Genomic DNA, 13,040 nt, shown 5'->3' on the forward strand with positions numbered 1-13,040 from the left:
TTTGCTTATATCTATGATTTTTATGGTTAATTTATTTTTTAAATTTCATTTTTATTGGTTTGTTTTTTTTGTTTTTGTCTGTTTTTATTTGCTTTTATTGGTTTTATTTCTGATTTTTTCTTTATGTTCTTTGTTTGTGTTGGTTTGTTTCGTTTGGTGTTCCGTCGAGATATCGGGGTTTTCGATAATGATGAAGAGAATGATTCGCTAGCAAGATCCAACTTTTCACGTTCGCAGCTAGACATCAAAGGTGAGATCCCTACACTGGCGGCAGTTTAGGTGAAGGGGATGAGCATGTTGGGCTGGATTTCTGTCGTGTTGTCGGGGTTTATCAGCATTTCTGCTTATGGGCATCAGAAAGTGAAACAAGCGGTGTTCTTCCGAGTCCTCAGCCTGCTTTTATTGGTGCTGATCATTTGGACGCAGAACGTAAATACTACGTCAGAGCTTATTTGGGTCTCTTTGGGGCTGATGGTTTCCATGTTAGCGCATGGAGCTCGTTTGAATGTTCGCTACCATCGAGCCAGTTTTGTCCTGTTTTTAGCTGCTCAACTGTTTTTTAGTAAAGCGTTTTGGGTTCAATTATCAGGAGCTATGGTGTGGTGGTTGCCTGCCTTGTTAGTTGCAGCGAGCATTGTGGCGTTTTTCTTGCTGTTACCCCAAATAGACACTTTGATTTTTCCGGTCACGCTTATGGGGTTAATGCTCGTTCAAATGACTTGGGCTGCAGGGGAATTGTGGTTGCAAGTAGCAACTTTAGCTTCTGGTACGGGATTTCTGGGGTGCCTCATTTATATTCTTTCGGCGGCTTTATTCGCTATCAATGATTATCGACGGCCACTTCCGTTTGGTTATGTCCTCGTTTCTGCCACTTATTTGGTCGCGCAGGTGTTAATCTCTGCTTCTTTCGTGCTGTAAACGGTTCAAAAAAACCGCCTTGCGGCGGTCTCTTTACATCATATATTTATGGCGGATGTCCAACAGGGCAAAAATGCCGAAGATCAGTATCGACCATTTCTCCCAGCGTTTTAAAGGCACCTTATCGCCAAAAGCGCCGATGAAAATCAGCATTTGCAAGCCATGCATGAAGAGCAAGAATGCGGTCATGATGTAGAGGGCAATCGCCGCATTCCCCGGAAATGGGGTAATGATGTTGACCAGCAAAACCAACCATACAAAACCAATCGCCGCTTTGGCTAACCAGAGTAGTGCTTTCATTGTTCATCCCTTATAAACAGCCGATAACAGACTTGTCCGGCATTCTTTTCTCGGTGCAGATGCCAGTGAGGAGGCAACTCCGTCAGTGGCAGCTCTTTTTCGCACTCAATATAAATCATCGCTTGTGGCGCGAGCCAACCGTTTTGCTCGAGTAACTGAGTGGTTTCCTGTAACAAACCTTGTCGAAAAGGTGGGTCAATAAACACCACGTCATAAGGTTTACCCGATTGTCGTAGAAATGTGAGTGCATCCGTGTGAATAAGCTCAATATTTTCTGCTTTCAGGCTCTGTACATTAGTTTTGAGTTGTTGGAAGGCGAGCGGGTTCAGCTCAAGCATGGTTACTTGGTTGGCTTGGCGTGATGCACACTCGAAGCCTAGGCCACCTGAACCGGAAAAAATGTCGAGACAGCGAGCCTTTGGCACTTCCTGAGCGAGCCAGTTGAAGAGCGTTTCTTTCACTCTATCGGTGGTTGGGCGTAGCCCTTCCGCATCATGCACGGGCAATTTTCGGCCACGCCACAGGCCGCTGATGATCCGAACTTGCCCTGTAGGGGCCTTTTTTTGTGATGGGTTTGGCTGGCGACGTCTTTGCATAGATTTTTTGACCGCTAATTAAGTGTTACTATAACTCGCTTGTCTGCCATTGGTGGGACAACCCGAGTTAACATAAAAAATTGGGCAAAGTGTACCAAGCGAAGCAAAAAGTTTTCACTGCTTTGTCATTTTTTCTTTTCTGGCCCACGATAATGGCCAAGAAAAGTCTGTATTCAAATAAAGCGATTCAGGATAGCTCCAGATGACGGAAAAAAAGAAGCGTGGCTTGTTGTCATGGCTTGGATTTGGTGATGAAGAAAAAAACCAAACCACTGCAACGGATACTCAAACGCAGGATGAACCACAAAGCCAAGCCGATGTTGAAGCGGTGGCGATTCAAACGGAAACTGCGTTAACAGAAACAGAAACAGAAACAGAAACAGAAACAGAAACAGAAACAGAAACAGAAACAGAAACAGAAACAGAAACAGAAACAGCCACGGTTGAACCTGCACGTATTGTTGAACAAGAAAAACCGACCGAAAGTTTCTTTGCGCGCTTAAAGCGCAGTTTGAGCCGTACCAAAGCGAATATCGGCGCTGGCTTCTTTGGCCTGTTTAAAGGCAAAAAGATTGATGATGAGTTGTTTGAAGAGCTTGAAGAGCAACTGCTGATTGCCGATGTGGGTATGGATACCACCACCAAAATCATCGCCAATTTGACGGCGAAAGCCTCTCGCCAACAACTACGTGATGGTGAAGCGCTGTATGGTTTGCTGAAAGAAGAGATGGCGGAGATTTTAGCTCAGGTTGAGCAGCCACTAGTGATTGAGACCGATAAGAAACCTTACGTGATCTTGATGGTGGGTGTGAATGGCGTGGGTAAAACCACCACGATTGGTAAACTGGCTAAACAGTTCCAAGCGCAAGGCAAGAAAGTGATGCTGGCTGCGGGCGATACTTTCCGTGCCGCGGCGGTTGAGCAGTTACAAGTGTGGGGTGAGCGTAACCAAGTTCCGGTGATAGCTCAGCATACTGGCGCAGACAGCGCTTCGGTTATTTATGATGCGATTGAAGCGGCGAAAGCGCGCGGCATTGATGTGGTGATTGCAGATACCGCAGGCCGTTTGCAAAACAAAAGTAACCTGATGGAAGAGCTGCGCAAGATTGTACGCGTGATGAAGAAGATTGACGACAGCGCACCACACGAAATCATGTTGACGCTGGATGCCGGCACTGGGCAAAACGCGATCAGCCAAGCGAAGCTATTTAGTGAAGTTGCTCCTATTACAGGCATTACACTCACTAAGCTGGATGGTACAGCCAAAGGCGGTGTGATTTTCGCGATTGCCGATCAATTCCAGATCCCAATCCGCTATATCGGTGTCGGCGAGAAAATTGACGACTTACGTCCATTTGCAACACAAGAGTTTATCGACGCGCTGTTTAGCCGCGAAGAATAACCAAATCTGAGTTGGCACACTGTGCCAGCCTTGTCAGGGGGAGACGGCGTGATCAGATTTCAGCAAGTCAGTAAAGCGTATCGAGGTGGGCGACAAGCGCTGCAGAAAGTTGATTTCCACTTGCGGCGTGGTGAAATGGCCTTCCTCGGCGGTCATTCTGGGGCGGGAAAAAGTACCTTGCTTAAGCTGATTTGTGCCATTGAACGGCCAACTGACGGCAAAATTAGCTTTAATGGTCACGACATTACCCGAATCCCAAACAAGGATATTCCGTTTTTGCGCCGCAATATTGGGATTGTGTTCCAAGATCATCGCTTGCTGATGGATCGCAGCATCTATGACAATGTTGCACTGCCTATGCGCATTGAATCAATTTCGGAAAATGATATTAAGCGCCGTGTTTCGGCGGCGCTCGATAAAACCGGCTTACTCGATAAAGCCCGCTGTTTGCCAAGCCAGCTTTCTGGTGGTGAGCAACAGCGAGTTGGGATTGCTCGCGCGGTCGTTAACCGCCCGACATTATTACTGGCGGATGAACCAACGGGTAACTTGGATCCTGAGCTTTCTAACCGAGTGCTGCGTCTGTTTGAAGAGTTTAACCGCGCGGGTGTGACTATTTTATTGGCGACGCACGATATTCATCTGGTGAATTCGCGCCCGCAATATCGTCATCTAGAGCTCAATCAGGGTTTTTTAAGCGAGGTCGCGGATTATGGCCGTTAAGCCGGGCAATAAGAAAATCAACAAAACCACCAAGAGCAAACCGCGCGATGTCAAACGAGCCAAAACCGATAGTTTTCTCGCGATTCATTTAAAGCAAGCCAAAGCTTCCTTTTCTGCTTTGTGGCGACGTCCACTGGGCAACATATTGACCTTAGCGGTGATCTCTATGGCGTTGGCACTGCCTGCGAGTTTGTATCTGTTGAGTAAGAACATTGCTTCGGTTGCCGAACGAGTCGCAGGGCCTTCTCAGCTGAGTGTTTACTTACAAACGGATATTGCAGAGCCCCGCGTGATTGTGCTGAAAGATGATCTGGAACGGCGTGATGAAATTGCCAAGGTGAAATATATCTCGCCTCAGCAAGGTCTGGATGATTTAAGTCAGTATGCAGGTTTTGAGCAAGCGATCAGCCTGCTCGATAACGCGACCTTGCCGGCGGTGTTAGTGGTGACGCCTAAAGTGGATAGCCGAAAGCAGATCAAAGCTCTGGCAGAAACGCTGCAAGCAGAACAAGGTGTGACCGATGTACGCATGGATGAAGATTGGTTTGCCCGCTTAGATGCGATTCGCCACTTGGCGACTATCGTGGTGATAAGCTTATCCAGCCTAATGCTGATGTCGGTCTTTCTGATTGTTGGCAATACGCTACGTTTTAATGTGCAAGCCAACAAAGAAGAGATCCAAACCATGAAACTCATCGGTGCGACCGATGCGTATATTCTGCGTCCTTATCTCTATTCTGGGATGTGGTTTGGTTTACTCGGTGCCGTGGCGGCATGGCTACTAACGGCATTGATGACGATTTTACTCAATGGGGCAGTGGAAGCGCTCGCTCAATTGTATGATAGCCGTTTCCGTTTGATCGGCCTTGGCTGGGATGAATCACTACTGTTGTTGATGCTCGGCGTATTTCTAGGCTGTGTGGCGGCAAACGTGTCGGCGAAACGACATCTGAAAGAAATTGAACCTGTTTAAGTGATAATGGTCATAAATGGGCGGCTGATTCAAAGTTGAGGCTGTGCTTGACTTGAGTTGCCCTTTTGTTTATGCATAATGACCAGTCAAACTTGAAACCTGTTCATTTTAGGTTCAAGCTTGTTGCGGTAAAACAGTGTATCCAGATCAGCGAATGATGAGGAATTGAATGACTAACCAAGCGTATCCAATGGCTCTTGTTTCCCAAGACAGCTTAGATAGCTACATCCGCTCCGTTAACGGTTATCCGATGCTGAGTGCAGATGAAGAGCGTGAGCTGGCAGAGCGATTACATTACAAAGGGGATATCGATGCTGCGAAAGGCTTGATCTTGTCGCACCTAAGATTTGTTGTTCACGTTGCTCGTGGTTATTCCGGTTATGGCCTGCCAATGGCGGACTTAGTGCAAGAAGGCAATATCGGTCTGATGAAAGCGGTGAAGCGCTTTAACCCAGAGATGGGGGTAAGACTGGTTTCTTTTGCGGTGCACTGGATTAAAGCCGAAATTCATGAATATGTGCTACGTAACTGGCGTATTGTGAAAATTGCGACGACGAAAGCACAGCGCAAACTGTTCTTTAATCTGCGTAAATCGAAAAAACGCCTTGGCTGGTTTAATAACGGCGAAGTCGAAACCGTAGCACGTGAGTTGGGTGTTGAACCTGCTGAAGTGCGTGAAATGGAATCTCGTTTGGCAGCACAAGATGCCGCGTTTGAGATGTCCGCAGAAGATGATGAAAACGGCATGGCCTACACAGCGCCCGTGCTGTACCTCGAAGATAAGCATTCTGACTTAGCCGATAACCTAGAAGCGGAAAACTGGGAAGCGCATACCACACAGCGCCTCAGCATGGCTCTTGCGAGTCTTGATGAGCGTAGCCAACACATTGTGCGTGCTCGTTGGTTGGATGATGACAACAAAACTACACTGCAAGATTTGGCCGAAATGTATGGTGTTTCTGCTGAGCGTATTCGTCAGCTTGAGAAAAACGCAATGCGTAAGCTGAAAGAAGCGGTGGGTGAGTTCTGATTTCACATTGCGTAACAGCTTGATAAGAAAAGGTCTGGTTAATGCCAGACCTTTTTTGTCTCTATCTAATATCCCCTTCCTACTTGAAGCTGCAGCGGTGTTGGCTACGTTCGTTCACCCCAATCACATAGTGTATCTATGCTCATGGGGGTGAACTCACTTGCCGCCTACCTGCAACTCCAAGTAGTTTGGGTATAAAACACTCTAGCGTATTAAAACAGTCGGTTAAGACCATTTAAGGCCGCGACGCGGAAGGCTTCCGCCATCGTCGGGTAGTTAAAGGTGGTATTCACGAAATACTCAATGGTATTGGCTTCCCCTTTTTGTTCCATGATTGCTTGACCGATATGAATGATTTCCGCAGCACGTTCACCAAAGCAGTGAATGCCTAAAATCTCTTTGGTTTCGCGATGGAACAGGATTTTTAAGCTGCCGATATCTTTGCCAGCAATTTGCGCGCGCGCCAAATGCTTGAAAGATGCGCGCCCCACTTCATAAGGAACTTTAGCTGCCGTAAGCTCTTGCTCGGTACGACCAACAGAACTGATCTCAGGGATGGTGTAGATGCCGGTTGGGATGTCTTCCGTCAGTAAGTTAGCCGCTTGACCATGAATAATGGCTTGAGCCACGAATCGCCCTTGGTCATATGCCGCACTCGCGAGGCTTGGGTAACCAATCACATCACCTACTGCATAAATGTGTTCCACTTGAGTCTGATAATTGGCGTTGACGACTAACTGGCCACGCGAATCGGCTTGTAAGCCAACCGACTCTATATTGAGCTTATCAGTATTACCGGTGCGCCCGTTGGCGTACAACAAGCAGTCGGCACGCATTTTTTTACCCGATTTCAGATGGATAATCACTCCATCACTGGTGCCTTCAACTTTCTCATAGGTTTCATCATTACGGATCACCACGCCGCTGTTCCAAAAGTGGTAAGACAGGGCATCTGAAACTTCGTTATCCAGAAACGACAGTAAACGATCACGGGTGTTGATCAGATCGGTTTTGACATCCAAGCCGCGGAAGATAGAGGCGTATTCACAGCCAATCACCCCAGCGCCGTAAATAATGATATGGCGAGGGTCATGTTCGAGGTTCAGAATCGAGTCGCTGTCATAAATACGCGGGTGGCCAAAATCGACATCTTTCGGATGATAAGGGCGTGAACCAGTGGCGATGACAAATTGATCAGCGCTGTAAGTGTCGATGCTGCCATCGGCTTTTTTGACCGCGATGGTGTGAGCATCAATAAAGTGCGCGGCGCCAAAAATCAGCGTGCATTGATTGCGATCGTAAAAGCCTTGGCGCAGGCGCGTCTGTTTATCAATCACACTTTTGGCGTGGCCTAAGATGGTCGAAAACGTAGCGTGAATGCTGGAGTTATTTTTGCAAAACAGCGGGTTGCTGTTGAACTCAATAATGCGGCTTACCGCGTGACGTAGGGCTTTCGATGGAATGGTGCCCCAGTGAGTGCATCCACCGCCGACACTGCTCTCTTTTTCTATGATAGCGACATTTTTTCCCCCTTTGGTGAGTCCCATGGCGGCACCTTCTCCACCAGGACCACTACCGATCACAATGACGTCAAAGTGGTTTTTCTGTCCCATAGTTGATCCTTGTTATATTTGCTTAACATTGCTGTTGCGAGATTTTAACGCATTCCTTGCGTGGAAACATGACGCAAGGTGAAGAGAGTGGGGGGGATCACGCCTTCATTGCAAAAGAGGTGCTTGACCCTGCTCTATTTCAATCGCTTTTTATTACATCGGGTTAGCTTGAGATGCCGCCATCTGCGCTATGAATTTGTGAAAATGATGACTGTCTCATGGTGACGTACTTTGTTGCTTAGACAAGGCCGTCAATCAGGTTATAGTATGAACCAAATTATTCGACTTAGCTGAGAACTGACTGGGTATGAAATCGTTGGGAATCCGAGCACAACAAAAAGAAAAGACACGCCGCTCTCTAATTGATGCCGCTTTTAGCCAACTGAGCGCTGACCGAAGCTTCTCGAACTTGAGTCTGCGCGAAGTTGCGCGCGAAGCGGGAATTGCACCAACCTCATTTTATCGTCATTTTAAAGACATGGATGAATTGGGTTTAACCATGGTCGATGAAGGGGGCTTGTTGCTGCGTCAATTAATGCGTCAAGCTCGCCAGCGCATCGTCAAAGAAGGCAGCGTGATCCGCACTTCAGTGGAAACCTTTATGGAGTTCATTGAGAGCAGCCCTAACGTATTTCGTTTGTTACTGCGTGAACGTTCTGGTACTTCCTGCGAGTTTCGAGCGGCTGTGGTGCGTGAAATTCAACATTTTGCCGCTGAGCTTACTGAATACTTGGTTGCAACGGGTATGACGCGTGAAGAGGCGATGACTCAAGCGGAAGCCTCGGTCACCTTAGTTTTTAGTTCTGGAGCAGAAGCTTTAGATTTGGGGCGAAATGAGCGAGATGAGCTAGCTGAGCGCCTGATTATGCAGCTACGAATGCTGGCGAAAGGCGCACATTGGTATCGTAAAGAGCGCGAACGTAATCGCCTGAAAGGCACATTAGAATAAGATCCCTATCGAATAAGAAAAAAGGAACGAAAGATGTCGACGGAACAAGAAATACCATCAAACCGATCGGAGCGTAAAAGCTTAATTCTGGCATTGATCGCAGGCATGTGTAGCGATGCTTTGCTTTCATGGCTTACTATGAGCTCGGTGCCTTTCTCTTTGTTCGCGTTGATTGCTTTAGTGCTCTCAGCGCAAATGCTCTACCAAGAGTATTTAACGCATCCAGTGGCTGAAGAAGTGCCATTAGTTGGTCTGGCTTGTTTTTTCGTCGGGGCTTTTGGTCATTCGGCTTTTATCAAAGCACAGTACCCGCAAGAGGGCTCTAACTTCTTATCGATTGTGATTGTGTTACTGCTGATCTTTTGGATTGGCCGCAAGCTCGGTTACATTGGCAGACAGCCATAAACAAAAAAACGAGCCGGATGGCTCGTTTTTTTATGCAGTTACTTTTTACGCTCCAACATCACACCTGCTTCCATGTGGTGGGTGTAAGGAAATTGGTCGAAGAGAGCAAAGCGCACCACTTGATGGGTTTCACCTAGGACTTGTAAGTTCTCTTGCAGCGTTTCTGGGTTACAAGAAATGTACAGAATACGCTCATAACCTTGCACCATTTTACAGGTGTTGATATCCATGCCTGAGCGTGGCGGGTCGACAAAAATAGTGTTGCAACGGTAGCTTTGTAAATCTACTCCCGCATCCTTCAAACGATTGAATTCGCGTTTGCCTTCCATCGCCTGAGTAAACTCTTCTGCCGACATACGGATGATTTGTACGTTGTCGATCTGGTTGGCGGCAATATTAAATTGCGCGGCTTCTACAGAAGGTTTTGCAAGTTCAGTCGCCAGCACACGCTCAAAGTTTTGCGCTAACGCGAGTGAGAAGTTGCCGTTACCGCAATACAGTTCAAGCAAATCCCCCTTGCTCTCTTGAGTACAATCGACCGCCCACTCCAACATTTTTTCGGCGACCTTCGCGTTGGGTTGAGTAAAACTGTTTTCGACTTGCTTATACACATAAGGCTGGCCGTTGACCTGTAATTTCTCGACCACGTAATCACGATCCAACACCATTTTCATTTTGCGAGCACGGCCGATTAAGTTCAGGTTGAACCCTTCATCGTTTAGGCGCTGTTTGAGTGCTTGCGCTGCAGTGATCCATTCTTCGCTGAGCTGACGGTGGTACAGCAGTGAAACCAAAATCTCGCCACTGAGGGTTGAGAGGAAATCGACCTGAAATAGCTTGTGGCGCAGAATAGGGCTGCCTTTCATGGCATCCATCAGCAGAGGCATCAAATCATTAATCAGGCGGCTCGCCGCCGGAAATTGGTCCACGCGGTACTTTTCGCGCGTCTCTTGATTAAACATGATGTAGTACATGTCATCGCCTTCATGCCAAATCCGAAATTCAGCACGCATGCGATAATTCGCCACCGGCGACTCAAACACTTCCAGCTCAGGCATCGAGTAATCAACAAACATCGCTTTTAAACGGGCGATTTTGTCTGCCAATTGAGCTTGGTAGAGTTCAGGGTTTACATCAAGAGTCGCCATTGGGGTACCTTTTTATGGGCTATTACAGAAAGAGCGCAGATTTTATTCAATCTCGGCCGCTTGTCCAGTTTTGCCCAAATATTGATTGGGATATTCAGTGTAAAGCCTAGCGGATCGGAATCTGTACTGGACAATTTTTCATTCACTCAATACTATCTGCGCCAAGCTGGTGCTATTTAGATGCCTGGATGGCTAAAAATGGCTGAAAAGGGAATCCGGTGTAAATCCGGAACTGACGCGCAGCGGTAAGAGAGAACGAACGCTCAAACGACACTGCTTTTCGAGTGGGAAGTCGAGCCAGTAGGCCAAAAGTGCTCTCAAGTCCGAAGACCTGCCAGCAGCTGAGTACTCCACTCAGTAGGATTCACGCGATTTAGGACAACAAAATGCAAAAATCAGCACTGGCGATCGCTCTAGTATCGCTGCTTACCCCTATCTCTTATTTACACGCTAGTGAAGCACAGCCACAAGAAACGGTTGTTGTAACGGCGAATCGTTTTGAGCAAAAAACCAGTTCGACCTTGGCTGACGTGGAAATTCTTACTCGTCAGGATATTGAACAAACCCAAGCTAAGACATTACCTGATTTACTTCGTCGACTAACTGGTGTTCAAGTCACACAAAATGGTGGTCGTGGTCAGTTAGCCTCTTTATTTGTTCGTGGAACAAGTTCAGAACAAGTATTGGTATTAGTGGATGGAATCCGCTTTGCTCGTGCGGCGAAAGGGGCGGTTGATTTCAACCAAATTCCATTAACTTATGTTGAACGTATCGAATACGTACGTGGTGCTCGAGCTTCTTTGTATGGCTCTGAAGCGATTGGTGGTGTGATTAACATCATTACTAAAGCTCGTTCACAACAACAAGGCACAACAGTAAGTGCTGGACTGGGATCATTGGATTACCAAGAGCTCAGTGTTGCTTCTGGTGTTGCGATTAGTGAAAAGGGGCAACTTAACGTAGCCTTGGGCACGGAGAGTGATAAGGGCTACAACGTCCATCCTGTTCCTGGGGTGAATGATGGTGATCGTCACGGCTTCGGATCAGATAATGTGTTGTTGGGTTATGTGCACCAATTGGATGAGTCTTGGTCGCTTTTTGCTAATGCCCGAGCTTATGAAAATGTTTACCAGTATGACAGCAGCTATAGTACTCGAGACTATAAAGAGACAGAAAAAGATGACTTATCAGTCACCGTTGGCGGTCAATATCAAGGTGAACGTTGGTTGTCAGAGTTGCAACTGACTACGCAAAAGCAAAAGTCATGGGATTACACACAATCGCAAGGAAAATACTCGGGTAGGTCAGATAACCTTGAACAGCAAAACATCCAGTGGACTAACAGTTATGTTGCCAATGATGTCTGGACGTTGGCTGGGGGGGTGGATTGGCGTGACGAGTCGTATCTTGATAACACGGCGAATAAAGAGTTCGACCGCAGCAACACTGCCGCATTTGGTGTACTTTCAGCGGAGTGGCAACAATGGCTGTTGGAAGCAAGTTTACGCCTTGATGATAACCAAGAGTACGGTTCGCAAACTACCCATAACATTGCACTCGGGTATCAATTCATACCTGAATTTGGGGTTAAGGCATCTTACGGCACGGCGTTTAAAGCCCCTAATTTATATCAACAGTACGATCCCTCTTATGGCAATGCCAATCTAAAACCCGAGGAAGCGGATGCTGCGGAGCTGAGCTTCTATGGCTTGGTTACAGGTATTAAGTGGTCTATCACTGGATATGATTACAAAATCAACAATCTCATAGATTACAATTCAAACACTTACAAATATCAGAACGTGGCAGGTGAAAGTCACATTAAAGGAATTGAATTAACCGCCGAGTTTGTTACTGGTATCGTACAGCATCAGTTAAGTGCAGATATTAAAGACGCTGACGATAGCAAAGGACAAACACTACAGCGTCGTGCTGAGCAGATGTATAAGTGGAATGCATTAGTGGCTTTCGAACAAGTTGATTGGTCAATTGGGTATCAATATGTAGGTAAGCGTCCAGATTTGGACTACAACACCTATCCTGCTCAAAACATAACACTCGATGCGTATTCTCTCGTTGATACCGCAGTGAGTTATTATGTGACAGATTCGACAACTATCAGTGCTAGAATTGATAATTTGTTAGATAAAGAGTACGAAACAGCCAATGACTATCCTGCTGCTGAGCGTGCGTATTATCTCAATATTGGTTATCAGTTTTAAACCATAAGCCGCCGTAAGGCGGCTTTTCCTATTTGCTTAATGGTTTATGTATGAAAAAAGTCATCATCAGTTGGTCATCAGGTAAAGATTCGACCCTCACCTTAGATAGATTACGTGAAAGAGCGGATGTTGAAGTCGTTGGCCTCGTTACCACGTACGTAGGTAATGAAGTGCCTTTCCAAGCGACACCCATTGAAGTGCTTGAGCTACAAGCTCAGCTCGTTGGTCTTCCTTTGATTAAAATTGAATTACCAACGGTCTTTCCATCCAATCCTATTTATCAAAGCCGAGTCGTGGAAGGGTTACAGAACTCAGGTGTGAGATTTGATGCAATCGCTTTTGGTGATCTGTTTTGCAATGGCATTGCTGAGTATCGCAAAAGTTATCTAGAACCAGCAGGATGGGAATGTCTGTTTCCTCTAATGGGTGAAAATTCAATGCAACTAGCTCAGGAAATTATAAATCGAGGTATTCAAACCTTGGTAGTGACTACGGATGGTGAGCAGATCAGTTCAGACTATTGTGGGCAATGGTATACCGCAGAATTTATACAAGCATTGCCACTCAGCGTTGACCCATGCGGAGAAAATGGAGAATTCCATACATTAGTAACTCAAGCCCCATGCATGTCAGGACACTTAGAATTAGTGTTAGAAGGGAAAAGCCAAACCGAACGTTTCTGTTATCAAAGGTATCGGGCGTGGATTGCCTAATTTGGCAGAGAGAGTATGATTTCTCGGTTTTTCCTAGCTAGGTTGTTA

At 46.5% G+C, this 13,040-nt stretch carries 13 protein-coding genes and 1 riboswitch; of the genes, 9 read left to right on the forward strand and 4 right to left on the reverse strand.

The features are described 5' to 3' along the window. The first annotated feature begins 288 nt into the window (after positions 1 to 288). Positions 289 to 918: a lysoplasmalogenase gene (locus VOA_RS00775; RefSeq protein ID WP_000062194.1), complete on the forward strand. Its 630-nt coding sequence runs from the start codon at positions 289 to 291 to the stop codon at positions 916 to 918. A gap of 33 nt (positions 919 to 951) precedes the next feature. On the opposite strand, the gene VOA_RS00770 is transcribed toward VOA_RS00775, so the two are convergent. Both VOA_RS00770 and rsmD read right to left on the reverse strand, forming a co-directional pair. Further along, complete coding sequence (locus tag VOA_RS00770) at positions 952 to 1,218, reverse strand: DUF1145 domain-containing protein (RefSeq protein WP_000645841.1); 267 nt, start codon at positions 1,216 to 1,218, stop codon at positions 952 to 954. Continuing rightward, a complete protein-coding gene (gene rsmD, locus VOA_RS00765; RefSeq protein ID WP_001189760.1) occupies positions 1,215 to 1,814 on the reverse strand; it encodes a 16S rRNA (guanine(966)-N(2))-methyltransferase RsmD in 600 nt (199 codons plus the stop codon). Before rsmD ends, VOA_RS00770 begins: the two co-directional genes overlap by 4 nt. Positions 1,815 to 2,016: 202 nt before the next feature. Here rsmD and ftsY point away from each other — a divergent pair, with 202 nt between their 5' ends. From ftsY to rpoH, 4 genes are all read left to right on the forward strand, one after another. Then, complete coding sequence (gene ftsY, locus VOA_RS00760) at positions 2,017 to 3,216, forward strand: signal recognition particle-docking protein FtsY (RefSeq protein WP_000136693.1); 1,200 nt, start codon at positions 2,017 to 2,019, stop codon at positions 3,214 to 3,216. Between the two features lie 48 nt (positions 3,217 to 3,264). Further along, on the forward strand, positions 3,265 to 3,939 hold the full coding sequence (gene ftsE / locus VOA_RS00755) for a cell division ATP-binding protein FtsE (RefSeq protein ID WP_000617862.1): 675 nt from the start codon (positions 3,265 to 3,267) through the stop codon (positions 3,937 to 3,939). Further along, the gene (ftsX, locus tag VOA_RS00750; protein WP_000279336.1) at positions 3,929 to 4,912 is read left to right on the forward strand and encodes a permease-like cell division protein FtsX; all 984 of its coding nucleotides are present in this window, start codon (positions 3,929 to 3,931) and stop codon (positions 4,910 to 4,912) included. The genes ftsE and ftsX overlap by 11 nt, the downstream gene beginning before the upstream one ends. Before the next feature lie 169 nt (positions 4,913 to 5,081). Next, a complete protein-coding gene (gene rpoH / locus VOA_RS00745) occupies positions 5,082 to 5,942 on the forward strand; it encodes an RNA polymerase sigma factor RpoH (RefSeq protein WP_000184359.1) in 861 nt (286 codons plus the stop codon). Between the two features lie 212 nt (positions 5,943 to 6,154). On the opposite strand, the gene sthA is transcribed toward rpoH, so the two are convergent. After that, positions 6,155 to 7,555 (reverse strand): Si-specific NAD(P)(+) transhydrogenase, encoded by a 1,401-nt coding sequence (gene sthA / locus VOA_RS00740; protein ID WP_000529891.1) that lies wholly within the window; start codon positions 7,553 to 7,555, stop codon positions 6,155 to 6,157. Positions 7,556 to 7,862: 307 nt separating this feature from the next. On the opposite strand from sthA, the gene fabR reads away from it, so the two are divergent. Further along, the gene (gene fabR / locus VOA_RS00735; protein ID WP_000838365.1) at positions 7,863 to 8,504 is read left to right on the forward strand and encodes an HTH-type transcriptional repressor FabR; all 642 of its coding nucleotides are present in this window, start codon (positions 7,863 to 7,865) and stop codon (positions 8,502 to 8,504) included. Positions 8,505 to 8,537: 33 nt separating this feature from the next. Beyond that, positions 8,538 to 8,909, forward strand: a complete 372-nt coding sequence (locus VOA_RS00730) for a YijD family membrane protein (RefSeq protein ID WP_000102751.1) — start codon at positions 8,538 to 8,540, stop codon at positions 8,907 to 8,909. 38 nt (positions 8,910 to 8,947) lie between these two features. Here the strand turns inward: VOA_RS00730 and trmA are convergent, their stop codons facing one another. Further along, positions 8,948 to 10,057: a tRNA (uridine(54)-C5)-methyltransferase TrmA gene (gene trmA, locus VOA_RS00725; RefSeq protein WP_000212206.1), complete on the reverse strand. Its 1,110-nt coding sequence runs from the start codon at positions 10,055 to 10,057 to the stop codon at positions 8,948 to 8,950. 150 nt (positions 10,058 to 10,207) lie between these two features. Then, positions 10,208 to 10,410: riboswitch (cobalamin riboswitch) on the forward strand. A gap of 33 nt (positions 10,411 to 10,443) precedes the next feature. Here trmA and btuB point away from each other — a divergent pair. Both btuB and VOA_RS00715 read left to right on the forward strand, forming a co-directional pair. Continuing rightward, a complete protein-coding gene (btuB, locus tag VOA_RS00720; RefSeq protein WP_001172324.1) occupies positions 10,444 to 12,279 on the forward strand; it encodes a TonB-dependent vitamin B12 receptor in 1,836 nt (611 codons plus the stop codon). Between the two features lie 50 nt (positions 12,280 to 12,329). Continuing rightward, positions 12,330 to 12,992 (forward strand): ATPase, encoded by a 663-nt coding sequence (locus tag VOA_RS00715; RefSeq protein ID WP_000755754.1) that lies wholly within the window; start codon positions 12,330 to 12,332, stop codon positions 12,990 to 12,992. Positions 12,993 to 13,040: the final 48 nt, after the last annotated feature.

Origin of the sequence: Vibrio sp. RC586 (assembly GCF_000176715.1) — a bacterium.
GTDB lineage: Bacteria > Pseudomonadota > Gammaproteobacteria > Enterobacterales > Vibrionaceae > Vibrio.